The 22,385-nt window shown below is 72.8% G+C and carries 14 protein-coding genes; 1 reads left to right on the top strand and 13 read right to left on the bottom strand.

Annotated elements, in window-relative coordinates; translation table 11 throughout:
* Positions 1-27: 27 nt before the first annotated feature.
* From ABZY31_RS06465 to ABZY31_RS06435, 7 genes are all read right to left on the bottom strand, one after another.
* Entirely contained in the window at positions 28-1,017 is a 990-nt protein-coding gene (locus ABZY31_RS06465; RefSeq protein ID WP_356405447.1) for an endonuclease/exonuclease/phosphatase family protein, read from the bottom strand.
* Positions 1,014-2,981 carry a hypothetical protein gene (locus tag ABZY31_RS06460; protein ID WP_356405445.1) on the bottom strand — a complete coding sequence of 656 codons (1,968 nt, stop codon included), beginning with the start codon at positions 2,979-2,981 and terminating at the stop codon, positions 1,014-1,016. Before ABZY31_RS06460 ends, ABZY31_RS06465 begins: the two co-directional genes overlap by 4 nt.
* Complete coding sequence (locus tag ABZY31_RS06455; protein ID WP_356405443.1) at positions 2,978-5,083, bottom strand: glycosyltransferase family 4 protein; 2,106 nt, start codon at positions 5,081-5,083, stop codon at positions 2,978-2,980. Before ABZY31_RS06455 ends, ABZY31_RS06460 begins: the two co-directional genes overlap by 4 nt.
* Positions 5,080-6,870, bottom strand: coding sequence for a stealth family protein (locus ABZY31_RS06450; RefSeq protein ID WP_356405442.1), 1,791 nt, complete (start codon positions 6,868-6,870; stop codon positions 5,080-5,082). The genes ABZY31_RS06455 and ABZY31_RS06450 overlap by 4 nt, the downstream gene beginning before the upstream one ends.
* Positions 6,867-8,666 (bottom strand): sugar phosphotransferase, encoded by a 1,800-nt coding sequence (locus ABZY31_RS06445; RefSeq protein ID WP_356405440.1) that lies wholly within the window; start codon positions 8,664-8,666, stop codon positions 6,867-6,869. Before ABZY31_RS06445 ends, ABZY31_RS06450 begins: the two co-directional genes overlap by 4 nt.
* A gap of 14 nt (positions 8,667-8,680) precedes the next feature.
* Positions 8,681-10,276 (bottom strand): stealth family protein, encoded by a 1,596-nt coding sequence (locus ABZY31_RS06440; RefSeq protein WP_356405438.1) that lies wholly within the window; start codon positions 10,274-10,276, stop codon positions 8,681-8,683.
* 142 nt (positions 10,277-10,418) lie between these two features.
* The gene (locus tag ABZY31_RS06435) at positions 10,419-12,050 is read right to left on the bottom strand and encodes a hypothetical protein (protein ID WP_356405436.1); all 1,632 of its coding nucleotides are present in this window, start codon (positions 12,048-12,050) and stop codon (positions 10,419-10,421) included.
* A gap of 232 nt (positions 12,051-12,282) precedes the next feature.
* Between ABZY31_RS06435 and ABZY31_RS06430 the strand changes: the two genes are divergently transcribed.
* Positions 12,283-13,455 (top strand): LCP family protein, encoded by a 1,173-nt coding sequence (locus ABZY31_RS06430; RefSeq protein ID WP_356405434.1) that lies wholly within the window; start codon positions 12,283-12,285, stop codon positions 13,453-13,455.
* A gap of 60 nt (positions 13,456-13,515) precedes the next feature.
* On the opposite strand, the gene ABZY31_RS06425 is transcribed toward ABZY31_RS06430, so the two are convergent.
* From ABZY31_RS06425 to ABZY31_RS06400, 6 genes are all read right to left on the bottom strand, one after another.
* Entirely contained in the window at positions 13,516-15,108 is a 1,593-nt protein-coding gene (locus ABZY31_RS06425; protein ID WP_356405432.1) for an amino acid permease, read from the bottom strand.
* A 170-nt stretch (positions 15,109-15,278) separates the two neighbouring features.
* Entirely contained in the window at positions 15,279-17,228 is a 1,950-nt protein-coding gene (gene dxs / locus ABZY31_RS06420; protein ID WP_356405430.1) for a 1-deoxy-D-xylulose-5-phosphate synthase, read from the bottom strand.
* Between the two features lie 291 nt (positions 17,229-17,519).
* Entirely contained in the window at positions 17,520-18,740 is a 1,221-nt protein-coding gene (locus ABZY31_RS06415) for a sugar ABC transporter permease (RefSeq protein ID WP_356405650.1), read from the bottom strand.
* A gap of 86 nt (positions 18,741-18,826) precedes the next feature.
* Positions 18,827-19,615 carry an ATP-binding cassette domain-containing protein gene (locus ABZY31_RS06410; protein ID WP_356405428.1) on the bottom strand — a complete coding sequence of 263 codons (789 nt, stop codon included), beginning with the start codon at positions 19,613-19,615 and terminating at the stop codon, positions 18,827-18,829.
* A gap of 200 nt (positions 19,616-19,815) precedes the next feature.
* The gene (locus tag ABZY31_RS06405; RefSeq protein ID WP_356405426.1) at positions 19,816-20,925 is read right to left on the bottom strand and encodes a substrate-binding domain-containing protein; all 1,110 of its coding nucleotides are present in this window, start codon (positions 20,923-20,925) and stop codon (positions 19,816-19,818) included.
* Positions 20,926-21,043: 118 nt separating this feature from the next.
* Positions 21,044-22,246, bottom strand: coding sequence for an ROK family transcriptional regulator (locus ABZY31_RS06400; RefSeq protein WP_356405425.1), 1,203 nt, complete (start codon positions 22,244-22,246; stop codon positions 21,044-21,046).
* Positions 22,247-22,385: the final 139 nt, after the last annotated feature.

The raw sequence follows: 22,385 nt of genomic DNA, 5'->3' as shown, positions 1-22,385 counted from the left end.
CGCCGTTCCGCGTACCCCGCCGAATCGTTACTGCTTGAACTGGAAGACGCCTTCGTACAGCACGTGGTCGGACTCCTGGACCTTCACCGTCGCGGCCCGGGGCGCGGTGAAGTGGGCCTCGGTGGCGAAGATGTAGTCGATCTTGCGGCCATCGTCCGCGGTGGGCGCGCCGTTGCGGCACCGCGCCGGCGCCGGGTCCTGGCAGCGCACTCCCCCGGTCCCGCCCATCTTGAACCAGCGCCGGTTGCGCTCGTCCGCCTCCAGGAAGCGCCCGTCCGGGTCGTGCTGGTCCTTCTCGCCGCGCGTGTGGCCGTACAGCCCCGCCAGGGAGGCCTCGTTGGGCTGCTGGTTCAGGTCGCCCGCCAGGATCACGGGCAGGGCCGAAGGGAAGGCGACCGGGTCGGCGAACCAGCGCTGGAGCTCCTTCAGCTGGCTGTCGGCGGTCCCCGCGTGCGCCCCGCAGAAGGTCACCTCGCGGCCGCGCGCCCGGGTGGGCAGGCACAGCAGCCCGCGCCGCACCGGTTCCGAGCGGCCGGCGGCCAGGTAGGTCTCCCCGTCGGTGTCGGTGAAGGCGCGGTAGCGCGGCGGGCCGGTCGGCGCCTCGCGGGAGAACACCGCGAGGCCATAGGAGCTGTCGCCGCCGCAGGCCGGGACGTTGCCGTGCATCTGCTGGTAGGCGCCCTGGAGGGGCAGGCCGCGCTCCCTGAACGCGCCCTGGAGGGCCTCGAACTGGCCCCGGCAGATCTCGTTGACGCCGAGCAGGTCGGGGTGGCGCAGCACCACCTCGTTGACCAGCCGGGTGACCGAGGTGCCCTTGCCCGTGCCGCCGTGGTTGGCGCACTGGTGGGCGGCCCCGCAGATGTTCCACTGGAGGACCACCACGGAGGGCCCGGCGGACGGGTCCGCCTCGCCGGAGCCGTCCCACAGCGGCGCGTCGGCGGCGCCGCCGGCCCAGCCCAGGGCGGCGGCGAGCGCCACGGCGGTCAGTCCCAGCGCCGCCGGGAGTCGCCGTCTCACGCCGTCACGACGGGCCCCAGCGGGCTCCCCGTCTCCGGGGCGAGCTGGCGGCGGACCCGCAGCCGTCCGTCGGTCCCGACGACCGCGACGGTCACGGCGCCCGCGGCGTCGTGGGCGAGGGCGGGGGCCTGGACGAACATCTCGCCGCCCTCCCGCCAGCGGGCCCCGGCGACGTCCTTCTCCCGGTCGGGCATCGAGACGGTGAGCCGGCCGCGCGAGCTGCGGTGGGCCAGGTGCGCCTCGCGGGCGCCGCGCTGCGGGGCCCACAGTGCGGCGACCGCGCCCGTACCGCCGTGGCCGCCGACGCCCGCGCCCGAGCCGGGCCAGCGGCCGGTGTCGTGCTGGCGGTAGGCCATGACCTGCTGGGTGCCGGCCTCGCGGAAGTAGAGGCAGGTGCGCCCGCCACCGGAGTTCACGGCGGTGATGCCGCCGGTGGCGACGGGTCCGGTCACCAGGGAGTCGTCCCGGGTGAAGGGGGCGCCCTGCTCCTTCTGGAACCAGCGGACCACGGAGTTCTTGCCCGGTACGTACAGCTCGACGGTGCCGAACTCGGTGGTGAGGGCGGTGCCCGCGTCCTGGAGGAAGCTGCCGCCGAGGCTGACCCAGGGTTCCCAGCCGCCCTGGGCGTTCTGGCGCCGCATGGAGATGCCCTGGTCGAAGTTGCGGGCGAAGACGTACAGCAGGCCCGCGCCGTCCACCGCGGCCATCGGGACGCCGAGTTCGCGCTGGCGGCGGCCGTCGGGGTGGACCCACTCCGGGGACTCCAGCGACTGCCAGCCGCTGAACCCGCCGCCGTCCGGGTTCTGCGTCGTGTAGACGAGGTCGACGGCGACCGCGCCGCCCTCGGCCGTGCGGCGGCGCTGCGCGACCACGTGGGCCGGTCCCCCGGGGATCCCCGCCACCGCCGTGGTGGGCGCGAGCCAGCCGTCGCCGAGCGGGAAGGGCCCCTGCCACCGGCCGCTCGCGGGGCCGGTCTCGGTGAAGAACACGAGGCGGCCCGACAGGACGGTGAAGGCGTTCAGCCGGCCGCCCGGCCCGAGCCGGAGCCAGTCGGTGGCCGGCGAATAGCGGTAGGCGGTGCTGCGCATGTGGGTGCTGCGGTAGGGGTTGGGGCCGAGCTGGCGGTCGCCGCACGTCTGGCAGGTGCCCTGCGGGCAGTGCGTGGCGTCCAGGCCGATGTAGGTGGCCAGGTAGTCGGCCTTCTCGGCCAGCTCCATCCGGTCCAGGTTCGGGCCCCAGAACCGGTTGGCGTAGGCGCGGTAGTACTCGACGACCGGGGGGCGCTCCACGCTGTCGCGGTGGCGGGCGAGGGCCGCGATCGCGAACTCGGCGGTGGTGCCGTGGTCGACGTGGTCGGAGGTGACGAACTCGCTCTTGCCGCCGTCGTGTTCCGGATCGGGGTCCAGCGTGCGGACGGTGGTGGGCCGGATCTCGGCGAGCAGCGCGGTCAGGCCCGCGATGACCATCTCGCGGGACACCTGCTGGACGTGGGTCAGCGCGGAGCCGAGGACCGGCACGGTCGCCTGGGTGGGGTGGACGCCGTTCCACAGCTCGAACATCCGGGTGCGGACGCCGGAGGGCGTGGGCACGCCCATGTGCAGCTGGCAGAAGTACATCCGCACGGTCGGGTGCGCGAGGAGCGTGAAGCGCTCCACCGCGAAGCCGGGCACCAGCTCGGTGACCTCGCGCCCCCAGGGGCTGTCCCGGTCGCCCGTGGCCATCCGGGCGTAGGCCGAGCGCAGGCCGCAGCCGCGGGCCGTGCTGTAGCCCGTGTAGTCCGTGGGCAAGGCGGCCCGTTCGGGGTCGTTGGTGTCGGCGTTGATGCCGTCCCCCTCCCCCGCGGTCAGGACGACCGTGGTGACCGGGTCGCCGTCCTGGAGCGAGCGGACCAGGTCCGGGTTCATGAAGTACAGGTCGTCGTCCTGGTGGGCGACGACGTGCAGGATCGATCGGTTCGGGTTCATCGGTCCACCACGTTCATAGCCATGGCTCCGGAGACGGAGCAGTAGGGCCGGACTCGGACCGGCCGGGACGGGTGCACGACGACGAAACGGGACACGTCGTCGGCGGAGAGGGGGACGGCGGGGTACGGATGGGCGCCCCGGACGTCGGGGAAGTCCTCGAAGAGGTGGCAGACGCGGACCCGGCGCCGGGTGCCGGGGTGCGGCTGGAGCCACCAGTCCCAGTCCTCCCAGCGGGCGAGGCGGTCCTCCACCAGTCGGCCCAGGGGCAGTTCCATCCGGAAGGACCGCTCGCCGAGCACCTCCACCGGCAGCGAGACCTCGCTGCGGTGGGGGCCGCGCCGGACGAGGACGAAGCGGGCCCCGTACTCCAGGGTCCGCGCTCCGCAGAGCACGCCGGAGACGGTGATCCCGTCCTCGCCGACGCGGACCTCGCGGGCTTCCGCGTGCGTCTCGCGGTGCACGGTGCGCAGCATGAGGGCGCCGTTCGGCTGCGCGTAGGGCAGGTTCCACAGGACGGGTCCGGCGCCGGGCGCGTCCAGCAGGCGGGCGCGGGCGTCGATGAGGCCGCGGGTGTCGCGGATTCCGGCCGCGAGGTGGACGGGGTCCCCCTTGCCGGTGGAGAGCATGACCCGCCACCGGCCGTCGCCGAGGTGGTCGAGGGCTGCGGGCGGCACGACGGCGGTGTGCCGCACCGCGCCGGTGGGCAGTTCCTCGTGCGCGGTGTCCAGGGTGAGGTCGGGCTGCCGGGAGCCGCTGGAGGGGCGGTGGCGCAGCAGGAAGGCGCCGCGGCCGCGGGTGCCCGCGGGGCCGTCGCAGGTGAGGCTCAGCCAGCCGGCGTCGGGGGCCTCGGCGTGGCAGACGGCGCTGCGCAGGGACGCGGGCGGGGCGCTGTCGCCGGGCGGGCGCCCCAGCCGGGCGGCGGTCGGCCCGCGGTAGCCGGAGCGGGCGGCCGCGCGGCGTCCGGCGGCCTCCTCGAACAGCGCGGTGTACCGGGCGGCGATCACGGCCGGGTCGTAGCGCTCGGCGTTGCGCAGCGCGGCGGCGGCCATCGCGGCGCGCAGCGGGGCGTCGGCCATCAGCCGGCCGAGGCCGGCGGCGATGGCGGCGACGTCCCCGTTGGGCACGAGGAAGCCGTCCTCGCCGTCGCGCAGGATCTCGCGGGGGCCGACCGGGCAGTCGGTGGCGACGACGGGCAGCCCGCAGCGCATGGCCTCCACCAGGGTCATCCCGAAGGACTCGGCGCTGGAGGTGACGGCGGCGACCGAGCCCTTGGCCCACTCGGACTCGATCGGCGAGAACCCGCCCATCAGCAGGATCCGCCCGGCGAGGTCCAGGTCGTTGACGAGGGTGCGCAGCGCGCCCGTCTCCTCCCCGTCGCCGTAGATCCGCAGCCGCCAGTCCGGGAAGTCGGGGGCGAGCCGGGCGAAGGCGCGGATCAGCAGGTCGTAGCGTTTGACGTGGTGCATGCGGCCCGCGCTGACGATCACCTTGCGGGTGCCGTCGGAGGGGGCGACCACGGGGCGGGGCACGCTGTTGGGCACGGCGTGCACGGGCACTGCGGGGACCGGCGTGTGCTCCCGGAAGGAACGGGCGTCGGCCTCGGTGACCGTGGTGACGAGGTCGAGGCGCCCGTAGACGCGGGCCATCTCCGCCCGGACGGCCGCCGGGATGGCCAGGTGCGTCATGTGCTCCTGGGCCACCCGCAGCGCGGAGTCGCGGGTGTGGCGGGCCACGAACAGGTTGAGGCTGGGCCGGGTGCCGACGACCACGTCGGCCGCGGTCCCGCGCAGCTCGTCGATGATCCGCCGGTCGGACAGCGCGCTGTACTGCTCGTGGAACTCCTCCTGGCGGGGCACCACGTCGGTGGGTCCGGCCAGGTCCGGGTGGCCCCGGTCGGCGCCCGCGGCGCCGGGTCTGAGGTCCACCAGGGCGCGCACGGCGACCTGGGGGGAGATGGTGAATTTGGGCTGAGCGGACGTACGGCGGAAGACCGAGACGATCTCGACCTCGTGGTCCGCGGACAGCGCCTCGGCGAGGTTGATCACCGTCCGGTTCGTGCCGCCGATGCCGTAGATGTTGTTGATCAGGAAGGAGATCTTCATCGGTCGTGGAACTCCTTCCGCTCGAAGGGGCCGGGGACGGGGAAGTAGGCCCGCAGGAAGTCCTGGACCATGCGGGCCTGGCGCTCCTGGTCGTGGCCGTCGGAGACGGTGTCGTTGATGCAGAAGGCCTGGCGGTCGCGGCGGGCCAGCAGGATGTTCAGCCGCCGCTCGATCTGGGGCCGGTCCAGGGGGAGGTAGGCGAAGGCGATGTCCGAGGGCACCGCGCGGCCCGTCAGGTAGGCGTAGTAGTGGTAGAGGGAGGAGGGGACGGAGAGGTCGGTCGCGCTGCGGAACCGGCTGAAGGTGGTGGCCCGGTGCGGTCCGGCGAACCTCTCCTCTATCTCCGCGAGGACGCTGCGGCGCAGCGGGTAGGGGGCGTGCCGCAGCTTCTGCACGAGGGTGGTGCCGAACAGCTCCTCCAGGAGCCGGCGGTTGTTCTTGGCCGCGGCGTTCACCGGGCGGTCCCCCGGGGTGACCTCGGAGCGCGGGATCTGGGACGGCGAGAGGAACGCGCGGGTCATGCCGTTCGACAGGAAGAAGTCCCGGGGGGTGACGGGCCGGCCCAGGAACATGTCGTCGTTGAAGTAGAGGAAGTGCTCGGCGAGGCCGTCGATGTGGTGCAGACGGCTCTCGATGGCATGGGAGTTGAAGGTGGGCAGGGCCGCGGGGTCGTCGAATATCTCCCGGTGGTCGACCACCGTGATCCGGGGGTGGCCCTCCTCCAGCCACTGCGGCCGCTGCCGGTCGGTGACCAGGAAGATCCGGCGGACCCAGGGCGCGTGCTGCTCCACCGAGCGCAGGGAGTAGCGCAGTTCGTCGCGGTTGAGGTAGCGGGCGGGGTTGGCGGACTCCGCGTGATAGCCCTCGCCGCCCTGTTCGCGGCGGCGGCGCCGCCATTCGGGGTCGTCGCCGTCGACCCAGGTGTAGACGACGTCGACGGGGAAGCGTATGTCCTCGGGCAGGGAAGCCGCGTAGGCCTCGACGGTACGGACGTGGCGGGTGCGGCGGGTGTGGTGGGAGGCGAAGGAGGTGAGCCGGTTCACGGGGACCGTGATGCGGGGCGCGTCGCAGGGCACGCTGCCGGTCACCCGGTTGGGCCGGGGCGCGATCAGCCGCCCCTCCTCCTGCTCCCAGAACTCCAGGTCGCAGCCGTATTCGAGGCCGAGGGTGAGGGTGCCTCCCGGGTCTCGCCAGATCATGCCGACGCGCAGCACGGCGGCCGCCGCGGTGATCCGCCGGCCGCGCCGCGAGCCGCCGAGCGCGACCCGGCCCGGGGGCCGCGGCGCGTCGTCCGCCGCCACCGCCGAGTCCAGGGGGCCGTGGCCGACGTACACCGGTGTGCGGCGCGCGCACTCCCGCAGGGCGGCGGCCACCCGGGGCCGGTCCGCCGCGCGCACGGCGAAGCAGGCCCGCAGGTCGCTGGCGCCGCGCACGGCGAAGTGGTCGACGCCCGCCCGCTCCAGGGCGGCGACGACCAGTTCGAGGTTGGCCTCGCGCAGCCCGAGCGGCGAGGCGGTGGGCCGGACCAGCGCGATCCGGGCGCTCCCCTCGGCGGGTGCGGCGAGACCCCCGCCCGTAGGGAACAGGTCGGGCCAGCGCCGGCGCGCCCGCCGCGCACGCAGCGAGCGGGCCGGGCCGAGGCCGAACCGGGCCCCGCGCAGCAGCCGCTTTACCACGGCGCGCAGCCCGGCCGGGATGCGCCGGGCCAGGCCGCGGCGCAGCCGGGTGGGCAACACGGCGCGGTAGAGGGAGACGGCCGGGGACGCTTCGGGGTTCGCCACGGTCATGAAGGACTGCCCGCCTCCCCGCGCGCGCTCGCCACGGGGGACGCGGGCTCGAAGCCGAAGCGGAAGCCGTCGGCGTCGGTGTCCGTGCCGGTCCCGAACTCCTCGAAGGCGAAGCCGGCCAGCAGCGCGGACGCGGAGCCGAAGCCGTCCTGGTCGGCGGACCCGGTCGGCGCGGCGGGCTCGGCTGCGGGCGGGGGCTCGGGCAGGGACCGTTCGAAGGGGCTGGGCACCGGGTAGTACCGGCGCAGGAAGTCCGTGACGGACCGGGTCCCGCCGTGGTCCAGCGCGTCGGGCGAGCCCAGTCCGCACAGCTGCATCTGCTGCGCGTCGCGGCGTACGAGGAGCCGGTCGAGCCAGCGGGTGACGCCGGGCACGGCCGCGTGGACGGCGATCGTGGCCTCGCCGGAGGGCTCGGCGTGCCCGGAGAAGTGCGCGGCGTGGTGGACTACCCCGTCGAGCGGGTGGGTGCCCTCCAGTTCGGGGGCGTACTGGCCGTCGGTGAGCGGCTGGTGGCCGGCGAACCCGTCGGCCACGGCGGCCAGTATCTCCCGCGCGAAGGGCTGCGGGCCCGGCGCGTAGCCGTGGGTCACCGCGCGCTGCGTGAAGGAGTACGCCCAGCCCGTCCAGGGCGCCGCGGCCTCCCGGGCCGTCCACGGGCCGCGCCGGGGCCGGGTCCCGCCGAGCGCGGTGAAGTAGTCGAACGGCCGCACGGGGCGGCCGAGCAGGGCGCCGGGCCGGAAGTACAGGAAGCGGTCGGCGAGGCCGGGCACCGCGTGCAGGTGCTGTTCCGCGTCCGGTCCGGCGGGAACGATCCGCAGCCGGTCGTCCGCGTGTACCCACTGCGGTACGGGCGCGACGGCCAGCAGGTGCACCATGTCGGTCCAGGGCGCGTACTGGTGCAGGGAGCGCAGGGTGGCGCGCAGCAGTTCCTCGCCCCACGGCTCGTCGTGGCACCACAGCACCGCGGCGTCGACGGGGAAGGTGACCTCCTCCACGCGCGGGACGTCGAACCCCTCCCGGGTCAGGGTCGGCTCGGCGCCCGCGTCGGTGTCGGCGTACCCGGTGAGCCGGTCGTGGGTGATCTCCACCGTCCGCGGGGCCTCGGCGGGGACGACCCGCTGCACCCGGTTGGGGCGGGGGCCGACCAGCCGGGGGGCGTCCCGGGTGGTGTCCGTGGCCCAGAACTCGATCTCGACGCCCTGGTTCTCGCCCACCCACAGGGAGCCGGTCGGGTCGGTGCGCAGCCACACGATCCGGATCACCCGGGCCGCGCCGAAGTGCTTCCAGGCCTTGACGTGGCTGCCGGGGATCTTCGCCGTGTCGTCCTTGCCCGGAGCGACGGAGACCACGTACCCCGTCTGCCGCTCCAGCAGGGCGCGCAGCACGCGCCGCACGGCGCCCTTGTGCTCGCGGGGGACGGCCAGGCACATCCGGCGGTCGTCGAGGGCGGGCACGGTGAACCACGGGATCTTCGCCGCGTCGAGCACGGTCGTCACCAGGGCGAGGTCGGTGCGCCGGGCGAGGTCGGGGGTGAGTCCGGAGTGGACGTGGCCGACCCGGCCGTCCGCGGCCTTGGTGCGCCCTTCGGGCAGGTTGCTGAAGTCCGTGGTCCGCAGCCGCCGCAGCGCCCGCTGGTGCAGCCGGGACTCGCGCTGGGCCAGGGCGCGGTCCAGGCGCTTCTTCAGCGTGCGGCGCACCTGGACGGGCACGGTGTTCATGGCCACGGTCCGCACCGGCCGGGGAACCAGCTTCTGGTAGACCTGCGAGGCGGAAGTCGTCGATCCGGAATCTTGCACGCGCACGCTCCTCCTCAGAGTTCGCAGGGGCCGGGGACGGGGAAGTACGCGTTCAGGAACCCGGAGAGGAGTTCCTGCTGCACCGCCATGTCCTCCGGGGTCGAGAAGGCGTCGTTCAGGCAGAAGGAGTCCTGGTCCCGTCCCTTCAGCAGCCTCTCCAGGCGCCGCGCGAGGTCCGGCACGGCCAGCTGGAGGTAGGTGAAGGCCATGGAGCCCGGCTGGGCCCGGCCGGTGAGCGCCGCGTAGTACAGCGCCAGGGACGAGGTCGGGGACAGGTCGGTCATCGCGCGGAACCGGCTGGCGGAGGTACGGGCCCACTCGCGCGGGAAGTCCGCCTCGGCCTCCGCCATGGCGCTGCGGCGCAGGGCGTAGGGGATGTGCTCCATGGGCTGGGTGATGACCCGGCCGAACCGCTCCAGAAGCAGCGCCCGGTTGTTCTTGCAGGCGGCGTCGACGGGGGTGTCGGCGTCGGTCACCGGGCCCTGCGGGATCCGGTTCTGGGAGGGGAAGTAGCGCGCCGTGCCGACGGGGCTGAAGAAGGTGTGCGGGGTCAGCGGGCGGCCGAGGAACATGTCGTCGTTGAAGTACAGGAAGTGCTCGGAGAGTCCGGGCACGTGGTGCAGCCGGCTCTCGATGGCGTGCGAGTTGAAGGTGGGCAGGTCGTCCGGGTTCCGGAAGATCTCGCGGTGGCTGACGATCCGGAAGCCGGGCAGGTCGCGGCGCATCCAGGCGGGCACCTGGTCGTCGGTGACCACGTGGACGGTGCGGATCCAGGGCGCGAACAGGTGCAGCGAGCGCAGCGAGTAGCGCAGCTCGTCGCGGCTGAGGAAGCGGGCGTCGCTGGCGGATTCGGCATGGTAGGCCTCGCCGCGCGCGGAGGCCTTGCGGGCCGCCCAGACCGGGTCGTTGCCGTCGACCCAGGTGTAGACGGCGTCCACGGGGAAGTCGATGTCCTCGACCAGCGGGACCAGGAACTCCGGCCGGGTCGCCAGCGCGGGCGCCTCGGGGAGGGTGGTGTGGACGGGCACGAAGCGGCTGAACAGCCGTCCGGCGCCCAGCATGAGGGGACCGTCGGCGGCCACGGACCAGGCGACGCGGTTGGCGCGCGGGGCGGTCAGCCGGTCGCCCTGGCGGGCCCAGAACTCGACCGCGCAGCCGTATTCGTGCCCGAGGACCAGGTGTCCGCCGGGGTCGGTGCGGTACCAGCTGACCTGGACCGCGGCGGCCGTCCGGGCGCGCTGCCACACCGCCGGATCATGACCGGGGACGGGCCGGGGGGTGCGCAGCGGTTCGGCGGCCAGGGCGGTGACGTACCCGGCGGAGGAGGCCAGGAGCCGCCGCAGGCCTTCGAGCACCCGGGCCCGGTCGGCCTCCTCCACCGCGATGACCGTGCCGTGGTCGGACTTGCCGCGGACGGCGAAGTGGGCGACCCCGAGGGCGTCGAGGAGTCCGGCGACGGCGGCGCGGTTGGCCTCGCGGGCGGCCAACGGGGTCGCGCGGGGGTCGGCGTACGCCGTGTCGCCCGCGTCCCCCACCGACAGGGTGGGACCGCCGGTCCCACCGACCGGACCCATGTGCTCCGCCCCGGCCCGTATCGCACCACCAGGCATGTGAACCTTTCCGCGCCTTCTGTCACCGGTCTCTCGCGCCGCGTCTCGCACGCTGCCGAGTTCCCGGTCCCATCGCCGCAAGATTCGGAAATTATAAAGGAAGGCGGCTTACCCCCCGGCATCCGGACGACGCCCCGGGATGCTAAAGGACCACCCATCCGCCGAAGGCCAGCCCCGGGACCGCCGGATCCTGGCGGGCCACGGACAATCGGCCGTCCGCGCCCAGGGAGACGACCGTGAGGCGGCCGAACGCGTCCACGGCGGCCGCCGGTTCCCGCAGGCCCGGCGCGCCCAGCGGCTCCCACCAGAGTCCGGCCTGCTCCTGCTCGGTCGGGTACGCCGCGATCCCGACCGGGCCGTCGGGCGTCCGGCGCAGCAGCACCGTGCAGTCGTAGCCGTCGATGGCCGTGCGCAGCGCGCCCGTCGCGGCCGCCGCGGCGGGCCCGGCCGCTCCTGCGCCGCCCAGGGACGTCAGCGTCCCGTCGGGGCGCAGGGCGTACGTCGCCCCGTCCCGTTCGTCGCAGCCGTAGACGGTGACCCGGCCGGGCCCGGTGGCCAGCGCGGTCAGCCCGGCGCCCGGGGGCGCGAGCAGCGGCAGCGGCGGTCCGGCGCGGCGCAGGTCGCCGGCCGCGGGGTCGTGGCGCCAGTGCAGCACCCCGTCCCGGGACGGGGCGAACAGCACGGGCCGTCCCGCGGCGTCGAGCGCGGCGGCCGCGCCGTCCTGGACCCCGGACCCCTGGAGGTCCCGCCAGGGCGTCCAGGAGCCGTCCTCGCGCTGCGAGCGGGCGCTCAGCCCGCGCCCGAAGTTGCGGACGTACACGTGGACGCAGCCCTCGGCGTCGACCACCGCGCACGGCACCCCGGCCGCGCGTCCCTTGCCGGTGTGCGCCCCGTTCGGGTTGCCCAGCCCGTGCCAGCTGCCCACGGGGCGCCCGGTCTGGTACTGCACGGCGTGCACCACCTCGACCCCGGCGCCCGCCGGTCCGGACGCGGCGGTGCGGCGCAGCGAGAAGAGGTGGACCCACCCCTGCGCGGTCCGGGCCACGGACAGCACCGGCAGCAGGGGCGGGGTGTCGAGTTCCTCGCGCACCCAGTCGGGGCCGCCGGGGGCCCGCTCGGTCCAGCGCACCACCGCCCCGCCGAGCGCGGCGTGGGCGGTCAGCCGCCCGTCGGGGCCCCGGCCGAGCCCGATCCGGGGCCCGGGGTAGCGGGCGATGGCGGTGGGGGCGGCCCGGCCGCAGGAACCGGCGGCCCGGAAGCACTCCACGACGAGGCCGGGCAGGCGCTCGGACCGCACCGCCTCCAGCACGCCCTCCGCCACGGCCGCGTGGTCGGGGTGGTCGGCGTACACCGCGCCCTGCGGCTCGCTCCACCCGAGGTGTTCGGGATCCGGGTCCAGGGTGCACACCAGGGTGGGCGCGAAGCGGCGCAGCAGCGCGGCGGCGAGGGCGGCGAACTCCGGCCGGCCGCCGTCGCCTTCGCCGTCGGGGCCTGCGGCCGGGTCCGAGGGCGAGGGCGACCGCGACGGCTCGGCGAAGCAGACCGTCGTCGCGGGCCGGGTGCGGAGCCGGAAGAGGTGCAACACCGCATCCGTGCCCAGCGGTTCGGCGGCCCGCTCCCAGGGGCCGCCACGGCCGATCACGTCGAGGAGGTGGTCGCGGGCCTGCGGCGGTCCGGGGACCAGGCAGACGACCGTCACCGCGCGGTCCGGTTCGGCCAGCGCGCCGAACAGCGCGCTGCCGGTCACGGCGAGGGCGTCGGCCGGATGGGCCACCACGTGGAGGGTGTGGGAGGGGATGCGGTGGGCCGGTGCGGTGGCGGGGGCTCCGCGGCGCCGGCGCCGCGACGATCGCTCGCTCTTCACCGCTGGGCCCGCCCCCACCCGTCGCTCCCGCCCGTTCCTTCGCGCCCGTGATCCTCGCACACCGATGACATCGGTCGACTATAGGAAGGGCGCCGGTGGTCTATAGTGCGCGATCGAACAATCGAGCGGAGGACCGGGGCAGATGAAGACCAACGCCGCGTCACCAGACAGCACGTCGGCCGCATCTGCGGACGGCTCCGACGGCCCGGTCGACGCGGCCGCGGCGGGCGGCGCGGGCGGCTCCGGTGGCGCGGACGGCGCCGGGGGCACGGGCGGTACGGGCGCCCGACCGCCGCGCTCGCGCGGACGCCGGGTCCTGCGGACCGTCCTGGCGCTGGTCGCGGTGCTGCTCCTCGCGGGCGCGGGCGCCGGGTGGTGGGCCTACAGCCACCTGAACGGGAACATCGACAGCGTCGACCTCGACGACGCCATCGGGGACAACCGGCCCGCCAAGGTGGTCCCCGGGGCCCAGAACGTCCTCGTGCTCGGATCCGATTCGCGCGCCGGGGCCAACGGCGACCTCGACCACGGCGACGTCAGCGGGGCCCGTTCGGACACCGCCATGCTCGTGCACCTGCCCGAGGGCCGGGCGAAGGCCACCGCGGTGAGCATCCCCCGCGACACCCTGGTCACCCGGCCCGAGTGCAAGGACGAGGACGGCAAGACGCTGGGAACCGCGAAGCGGGTCATGTTCAACTCCGTCTACTCCGCGGCCGGTCCGGCCTGTGTGGTCAAGACCGTGGAGCAGATGTCGGGGATCCGGGTGGACCACTTCGTGGAGGTGGACTTCGCCGGGTTCAAGGGCCTGGTCGACGCCCTCGGCGGGGTCACCGTGACCCTGGACAAGCCCATGTCGGGGTCCAAGGGCGGGCTCAAGCTCGATGCCGGGACGCACCGTCTGGACGGCGCCGACTCGCTGAAGTTCGTCCGTACCCGCTACGGCTACGGCGACGGCAGCGACCTCGGACGCATAGGCCTCCAGCAGCAGTTCATGATGGCGATGCTCTCCGAGATCAAGCAGCAGGACGCCCTCGGCAGCCCGGCCCGGCTGTACAAGCTCGCCGACGCCGGGACCAAGTCGCTGACCACCGACTCCGGCCTCGGTTCGCTGACCGCGCTCGCCGACTTCGCGCAGAGCATGAAGGGCGTCGACCCGAGCACGATGGAGACCATCATGCTGCCGGTCGACTACGACAAGGTCGACCGCAACCGCGTGGTCGTCGCCGAGCCGCAGGCCGGCACCCTGTGGGAGGCCCTGCGCAACGACCGGCCGATCCCGGCCGATGCGAAGAAGTCCCCGGCCACCGGCGGCTGATCCGTCGGCGGCCGGGGACTCCTCGCAGTCGCGGGCTTCGCGCGGCCGGAGCCCCGACGGTCAGTACGTGCCGGGCCCCGGGCCCGCGCCGGGCGTCCGGCCCGGGTCGGGCCCCGGCCCCGTGTCGGGCCCCGGGCCGGTTCCGGTGACCGGGGCATCGGCCACCGGCATGCCCTCGCCCCGTCCCAGCCGGCTGTGCTGCCTTCCGTACAGGAAGTAGACGAAGAAGCCGACGACCATCCAGATCCCGAACCGCAGCCAGGTCTCGGCCGGCAGGTTGAGCATCAGCCACAGCGACGCCGCGATCGACAGGATCGGCACCAGCGGCACCCACGGGGTCCGGAAGGCCCGGTGCAGGTCGGGGCGGGTGCGGCGCAGGACGATCACGCCGAGCGCCACGACGACGAAGGCGAAGAGCGTGCCGATGTTCACCAGGGTGGCCAGCTCGTTGATGCTGGTGAACCCGGCGACGATCGCGATGATCACGCCGAGCAGGATCGTCGGCCGGTAGGGCGTACGGAACTTGGGGTGGGTCCGCGAGAAGAAGCGGGGCAGCAGTCCGTCGCGGCTCATCGCGAAGAACACCCTGGTCTGGCCGAGCAGCAGGATCATGCAGACGGTGGTCAGACCGACGGCCGCGCCGAAGCTGATGATGCCTCCGTACACCGGGTGCCCGGCGGATTTGAAGGCGTCGGCCAGCGGGGCGCTGGTGGAGAGCTGTCTGTAGTTCTGCATGCCCGTGACCACGATCGACACCGCGACGTAAAGCACGGTGCAGATGACCAGCGAGCCGAGGATGCCGCGCGGCATGTCCTTCTGCGGCAGCCGGGTCTCCTCGGCGGCGGTGGCCACCACGTCGAAGCCGATGAAGGCGAAGAAGACGACGGAGGCGGCGGTGAAGATGCCCATCACGCCGAAGTTGGTGGGCTGGTAGCCGAAGATGAGCTGGACCAGCGGGGCGTCGAGCCCCGATCCGCCCTTCTGGGGCTGGGCCGGTGGGATGAACGGGTGGTAGTTCGACTTCGTGATGAAGAACAGGCCCGCGATGATCACGATGAGCACCACCGTGACCTTGATGGCCACGACGATCCCGGTGATCCGCGCGGAGAGCTTCACCCCGACGACGAGGATCGCGGTGAGGACCAGCACCAGGACGAAGGCGAGCAGGTCGAAGGTGCCGCCCGGCACGTCGGGCCCCTGGAGCGAGGCCGGCAGGTGGATGCCCGCGTTGTCCATCAGCGAGCGGACGTAGCCCGACCAGCCGACGGCCACGACGGCGGTGCCCAGCGCGAACTCCAGCACCAGGTCCCAGCCGATGATCCAGGCGGGCAGCTCGCCGATCGAGGCGTACGAGAAGGTGTAGGCGGAGCCGGCCACCGGCACGGTCGAGGCGAACTCGGCGTAGCAGAGGGCGGCCAGCGCGCACACCACGCCGGCCGCGACGAACGCGAGGGCGGTGGCGGGACCGGCGGTCTCCTTGGCGACCTTGCCGGTGAGGACGAAGATGCCGGTGCCGATGATGACGCCGACGCCGAAGACGGTGAGGTCCCAGGCCGAGAGGGATTTCCGGAGCGCGTGTTCCGGTTCTTCCGTGTCACGGATGGACTGTTCGACGGATTTGGTACGGAAGGGGCTGTTCAGATTCGTACGCACCGACGCACCTCCAGAAGAGACCGCATCGCACCGCGCGGGATCGGACCGCGCGGGAAAGCACCGGAAACGAGACGGGCCGGAGGGCCCACCCCCTCAGGGTGAACCTTCCGGCCCGTGGCGTGCAACCGCAGATGATCAGGCGCCGGGACGCGCCGGGCGCCCCCGGCCCGCTAGTCGACCGTGGCGGCGGGCTCGCTCTCGTAGCGGCCGTCCAGCTTGGCGACCAGGCCGGTGACCTGCCGCGCGATGTCCGGAGCCGTCAGCCCGATCTCGGCCATGACCTCCTTGCGGGAGGCGTGGTCCAGGAAGCGCTGCGGGATGCCGAAGTCGCGCAGCGGTACGTCGACGCCCGCGTCCCGCAGGGCCTGCGAGACGGCCGAGCCGACGCCGCCGGTGCGCCCGTTGTCCTCGACGGTGACGACGACGCGGTGGCCGTCGGCGAGCGGGGCCAGGGCCTCGTCCACCGGCTTGACCCAGCGCGGGTCCACGACGGTCGAGGAGATGCCCTGCTTGTCCAGCAGATCGGCGATCTCCAGGCACATCGGGGCGAGCGCGCCGACCGAGACGATGAGTACGTCCCCGAGGGGTCCCCCCAGGCCCGAAGGGCCGAGGGGGCGGGTGACCTCGGGGGCCGGGGTGCGCAGCACGTCCATGCCGCCGATCCGGCCGACGGCCGGGACGGCCGGGCCGACGACGCCCTTGGAGTAGCGCACCACGGTCGGGGCGTCCTTGACCTCGACGGCCTCGCGCAGCTGGGCGCGCAGCTGTTCGGCGTCACGCGGGGCGGCCAGGCGCAGGCCCGGAACGACCTGCATGATCGACATGTCCCACATGCCGTTGTGGGAAGCGCCGTCCGTACCCGTGACCCCGGCCCGGTCGAGCACGAAGGTGACCCCGCACTTGTGCAGGGCCACGTCCATGAGGACCTGGTCGAAGGCGCGGTTGAGGAAGGTCGCGTAGACCGCGAAGACCGGGTGGGCGCCGCCGGTCGCCAGGCCCGCCGCCGAGGTGGCGGCGTGCTGCTCGGCGATGCCGACGTCGAAGATCCGGTCCGGGTAGGCGTCCGCGAACTTCTTCAGGCCCACGGGCTGGAGCATGGCCGCGGTGATCGCGACGAGGTCCTTGCGCTCCTTGCCCAGCTTGACCATCTCGTCGGCGAAGACGGAGGTCCAGCTGGCGGCGTCGGTGGTCACCGGCAGGCCGGTGTCCGGGTGGATCACGCCGACCGCGTGGAAGCGGTCCGCCTCGTCCTGGACGGCGGGCTCGTACCCCCGCCCCTTCTGCGTGAGGCAGTGCACGATGACCGGCCCGCTGAAGCGCTTGGCGCGCTGCAGGGCGGACTCCAGGGCGTCGATGTCGTGCCCGTCGATCGGCCCGATGTACTTCAGGCCGAGGTCCTCGAACATGCCCTGCGGGGCGATGAAGTCCTTGAGGCCCTTCTTGGCTCCGTGCAGGGTCTCGTAGAGCGGCTTGCCGACGACCGGCGTGCGCTCCAGCAGGTCCTTGCCGCGGGCCAGGAAGCGCTCGTAGCCGTCCGTGGTGCGCAGGGTGGCCAGGTGGTTCGCGAGGCCGCCGATGGTGGGCCCGTAGGAGCGCTCGTTGTCGTTGACGACGATCACCAGCGGGCGGTCCTTGGCGGCGGCGATGTTGTTCAGCGCCTCCCAGGCCATGCCGCCGGTGAGGGCGCCGTCGCCGATGACGGCCGCGACGTGGTGGTCCTCGCGGCCGAGCACCTCGTTGGCCTTGGCGAGGCCGTCGGCCCAGCCGAGGACCGTGGAGGCGTGCGAGTTCTCGATGACGTCGTGGTCGGACTCGGCGCGCGAGGGGTAGCCGGACAGGCCCCCCTTGGCGCGCAGGTTCCCGAAGTCCTGGCGGCCCGTGAGCAGCTTGTGGACGTAGGCCTGGTGGCCGGTGTCGAAGAGGACCTTGTCCTTCGGCGAGTCGAAGACCCGGTGCAGGGCGATCGTCAGTTCGACCACACCGAGGTTGGGGCCGAGGTGCCCGCCGGTCTTGGAGACGGCGTCGACGAGGAAAGACCTGATCTCGGCGGCGAGCTGGTCGAGCTCCTCCTGGCTGAGCCGGTCCAGATCGCGCGGTCCCTTGATGCGGGTCAGCAGCACCCGTGCCTCCTTGCAGTTGCTTGCTGGTCTGTCGAGTCTAATGTTCCGCTCACGGCGCCGGTCGCCGGGCCGTCCCGCCACTGTCCCGCCTTTGTCATATCTGTACACACCGGTACGGGCTCACACACCACGTTCGAGTGGACGTACGCACAGGTGCCCGGCACCACACGAGGTGGCGCCGGGCACATGAGCGGTGTACGCCCGGACGTGTCGGGCCCGGGCGTGTCCCGGCCGCCGCCGGGCCGGATCGCGGTCCGACCAGGGGCGGACCGGGATCCGGGCGGGGTGCGGCTAGGCGCGTCCCGCCGTCTTCTGCGTCTTGCGGGTGACGGAGTCGATCACCACGGTGGCCAGCAGCACCGCGCCGGTGATCATGTACTGGATCGGTGTGGCGATCCCCTCCAGGGCCAGACCGTACTGGATCGATGTGATGACCATGACACCGAGGAGGGCGTTCCAGGTGCGGCCGCGGCCGCCGAAGAGGCTGGTGCCGCCGATGACGGCCGCCGCGATGACGTTCATCAGCAGGTCGCCCGCACCGGCGCTCTGGTTCGCCGCCGCGATCTTGGAGGCCCAGAACAGGCCGCCGATCGCCGCGAACGTGCCCGCGATGGCGAAGACGGTGATGCGGACCCGGTTCACGTTGATGCCCGAGCGCCGGGAGGCCTCGACGCTGCCGCCGAGGGCGAAGACCTGGCGGCCGAAGGTGGTGCGCCGCAGGACGAAGTCCGTGGCGACCAGGGCCAGCAGGAAGAGCAGGACCGCGAGCGGCATGCCCTTGTACTGGTTGAAGACGACGGCGGGGCCGAAGGTGAACACCGCGAGGAGCGCGGTGCGCAGCAGGATCTCGCCGAGCGGGCGGGAGGGGACCCCGGCGGCCTCGCGGCGCCGCGCGTCGGAGAAGGACGCGAGGAAGTACGCCGCCGTGGCGAGGGCGGCGAGCCCGTAACCGACGGCCACGTCCGAGAAGAAGTACGTGGTCAGCTTGCCGACCACGCCGTCCGCGTCGATGTTGACGGTGCCGTTGCTGCCGAGGATCTGCAGCATGGCGCCGGACCAGAACAGCAGGCCCGACAGGGTGACGGCGAAGGCCGGGGCACCGATCTTGGCGAAGAAGAAGCCGTGGAGGGAGCCGATCAGGGCGCCTCCGGCGATCGCCGCGAGGACGGCCAGCCATTCGTTGACGCCGTGGGTGACGGCGAGGACCGCGACGATCGCGCCCGAGACGCCGCTGACCGAACCGACCGAGAGGTCGATCTCGCCGAGCAGCAGGACGAAGATGATGCCGACCGCCATCATGCCGGTGGCCGTCATCGTGATCGCGATGTTGGTGAGGTTCTCGGGGCCGAGGAAGTTCGAGTTCAGGCTCTGGAAGATGCTCCAGATGATGATCAGACCGAGGACGACGGGGACGGAGCCCAGGTCGCCGGCCTTCAGCTTGCGGCCGAACTCGTTCAGGTAGCCGGCGAACCCCTGCTCGCGCACGAGCAGCCGGGGGTCCACGGCCGGGATGGCGTCCGCGGCGGCCGGGACGGGGTCGGTCGGCCTGGCGTGCTGCGGTCCCTTGCCCAGCGGACCGGCCGGGCGATTCTGGGTACTCACTTGCGGGCCTCCCCGGTACGGGCCGCCCGGCGGGTCACGGCGTTGTCCGTGGCCCCGGTGATGGCGGAGATGATCTCTTCCTGCGACGTGTCCTTCACGGAGAAGACGCCGTTGTTGCGCCCGAGGCGCAGGACGGCCACCTTGTCGGCCACGGCCTTCACGTCGGCCATGTTGTGGCTGATGAGGATGACGGCGTGGCCGCGCTCGCGCAGCCGCTCCACGAGGTCGAGCACCTGTGCGGTCTGCTCGACGCCGAGGGCGGCGGTGGGCTCGTCGAGGATGACGAGCTGGGGCTCGCCCAGCATGGAGCGGGCGATCGCCACGGTCTGGCGCTGGCCGCCCGAGAGCGAGGCGATGGGGATGCGCACGCTGGGGATCCGGATGGACAGGGTGGTGAGCAGCTCGCGTGCGCGGCGCTCCATCTCCACCTCGTCGAGGACCCCGCGCCGCTTGATCTCGCGTCCCAGGAAGAGGTTGCCGACGACATCGATGTTGTCGCAGAGCGCGAGGTCCTGGTAGACCGTCGCGATGCCCAGGTTCTGGGCGTCGTGGGGCTTGGTGATGGACACCGGGCGCCCCTGCCACTCGATGACTCCGTCATCGATGGGGTGCACGCCGGCGATCGTCTTGACCAGCGTGGACTTACCGGCGCCGTTGTCGCCGACGAGGGCGACCACCTCGCCTGAGTGGATCTCGAGTTCTACGTCGGTCAGGGCCTGGACGGCGCCGAACCTCTTCGAGACCCCTCGCAACGCCAGCACGGGCGCAGCGGACACATGAACCATCTCCTTCGCCGCCTGACCGGCGGGGATGTCGTGCAAAAGAGCAGGACCACAGGGGGTATGAACAAGGGTAGGTAAAACGTTTCTGTACGGCGCCCCGCCAGTGGCGGGAGTTGGAAGGCGGGGCGCCGACAGGCGTGGGGGCCGCGCTCGGCGGGGGCGTCGGCCCGTGGGGGCCTGCGGTCGCCGGGCGCGGCGGGGCCCTACTTCAGGCCGAGGGTGGCGCAGGCGGCGGCGTACTTGTCGGTGCAGATCTCGTCGGCCGTGTAGACGTTGTCACGGATGACGGTGTCCTTGATGTTCGCCTTGGTCAGCGAGACGACCGGGATCAGCACGGACGGGACGCCCTTGGTGGTGGGGCTGTCGACCTTGGACGTGGCGACGACCTCGATCCGCTCCTTCTTGGCGAGGGCGACGGCCATCTTGGCGGCGGCCTCGGCCTCGGGGGCGTACGGCTTGTAGACGCTCATGAACTGCTCGCCCGCCACGATCCGCTGCACACCGGCGAGTTCGGCGTCCTGGCCGGTGACCGGGGGCAGGGTGGACAGACCGGCCGCCTTGAGGGCGGTGATGATGCCGCCGGCCATGCCGTCGTTGGCCGAGTAGACGCCGACGATCTTGTCCTTGCCGACCGCGGAGAGCGCGGCCGCCATGTTGGTGTTGGCGTTCTCCGGCTTCCACTCGACGGTGTCGTACTCCTTGGCGACGTTCACCTTGCCGTCGAGGACGGAGTGCGCGCCCTGCTTGAACAGCTTGGCGTTCGGGTCGGTGACGGACCCGTTCATCATGACGATCTGGCCGTCCTTGGCCTTGTCGCCGAGCGCCTCCAGGAGCGCCTTGCCCTGGACCTTGCCGACCTCTTCGTTGTCGAAGGAGGTGTAGGCGTCGATCGGGCCCTCGGCCAGACGGTCGTAGGCCACGACGGGGATGCCCGCGTCCTTGGCCCGCTTGACGGAGCCCGCGATGGCCTTGGAGTCCACGGCGTCGATGATCAGGACGTTCACCTTGTTGGTGATCATCGTGTCGACCTGCGAGTTCTGGGTGGTCGCGTCCTGCTTCGCGTTGGCGTAGACCACTTCGCCCTTGCCGCCCGTGAGCTCGGCGACCTGCTTCTCGATCAGCGGCTTGTCGAACTTCTCGTAGCGCGCGGTCTGGTTCTCCGGCAGGAGCAGGCCGACCTTGATCGCGTTGCCCTTGACGGTGTTGGTGTCCGACTTGCTTCCGGACTCCTTCGCACTGCCACAAGCGGCGAGCGAGACGGCCATCGCGCCCGCGGCGACGGCAACAGCGGTTCTGCGCATACGCGTGTTCATTACTTGAACCTCCCTGACGAGGCCGCAACGTTGCGGCCGAGGTGGATGTGAGTCAACCCCGGCCGCAAGATTGCCGTCAAGGAGTGAATCCTTAACGAGATGACAACGGTGCCATCCGTTATCTAACTGAATGCAGCAGCACGGGCTCCTGAAACCCGCCAAGTACGGTCGAATCGCCCATCTCGCTCAGCACCAGCGCCAGCGCGCCCAGCACCTCGGCCCGGCCGCCCAACGAGCCCGTGAGGACCGACAACTGACGCGCCGCACTCGGGATGGCGTACCGGCCCACGGACTCGCGTATGGGGGCCAGGACCAGCTCTCCGGCGTCCGCCAGCGAACCGCCCAGCACCACCCGGCTCGGGTTCAAGAGGTTGCAGAGGCTCGCCACGCCGCTGCCCACGTGCCGGCCCACGTCGGTGATCACCCGGCGGCAGCCCGGGTCGCCGCCGCGGGCGAGCTCGACCACCCGCTCCATGGTCAGTTCCGGCCCGTGGCTGCTCTGGAGCAGCGGCAGGACGTAGCGGGCCGCCGCGAAGGTCTCCAGGCAGCCCCGGTTCCCGCAGCGGCACACCGGACCCGACTCGTCCAGCGTGATGTGGCCTATCTCGCCCGCGGTGCCCCCCGGGCCCCGGTAGATCTGCCCGTTGATCACCAGACCGGCGCCGACGCCGCTGGCGACCTTGATGTAGGCCAGGTCCTTGACCCCCCGGCCGCTGCCCCACACCAGCTCGCCCAGGGCGCCGAGGTTCGCGTCGTTGTCGACGTACACCGGGACGCCGAGCCGCTGCGAGAGCTCCCGGCGCGGATTGATGCCGGCCCAGCCCGGCAGGATCGAGGTGGACCCCAGGTTCCCGGATTCGCCGTCGATCGGGCCGGGGACGCCGAGGCCGACGCCGATGACCTTGTCCCGGCTCACCCCGATGCCGTCGATCAGACTGCCGACCAGCGCCTCGGCCCGGTCGAAGCCGTCCACCCAGGAGGCGTCGACGTCCAGCGGCTCGGCCTCCTCGGCCAGCACCTGGTGGGCGAGGTTGCCGACCGCCACGCGCAGGTGCGTATGGCCGAAGTCGACGCCGATCACGATGCCCGCGTCGCCGCTCAGCGAGACGCTGCGGGCCCGGCGGCCCCCGGCGGAGGTCGGGGTGACCTCGACGGTCCCGCCGTCCTTCAGCTCGCGGACGATGTTGGAGACCGTGGCCGCCGACAGTCCGGTGGTACGGGCGATCTCCGCCTGGGTCAGCGAGCCGGCGAGCCGGACCGCCCGCACGACCCGTTCGAGGTTCGCGCGGTGCAGTGACGACTGCGATCCCGGAGTCTTCACGACTCATCCACTCCTGCCATGAGCGACGGCCTGCGTCGCCCCCCGGCCGGGATCGCCTTGACGAGACCCCGGCGTCTCTCCAACTTGTGAACCCTTAGTCGAGCCTTTGGACATCCAGACGTCAAGAGGCCGACGCAGC

This window comes from Streptomyces sp. NPDC006529 (genome assembly GCF_040611795.1).
Lineage (GTDB): Bacteria > Actinomycetota > Actinomycetes > Streptomycetales > Streptomycetaceae > Streptomyces.
Note: the sequence above shows the minus strand (reverse complement) of the source record. Positions and strands in the feature narration are given on the sequence as shown.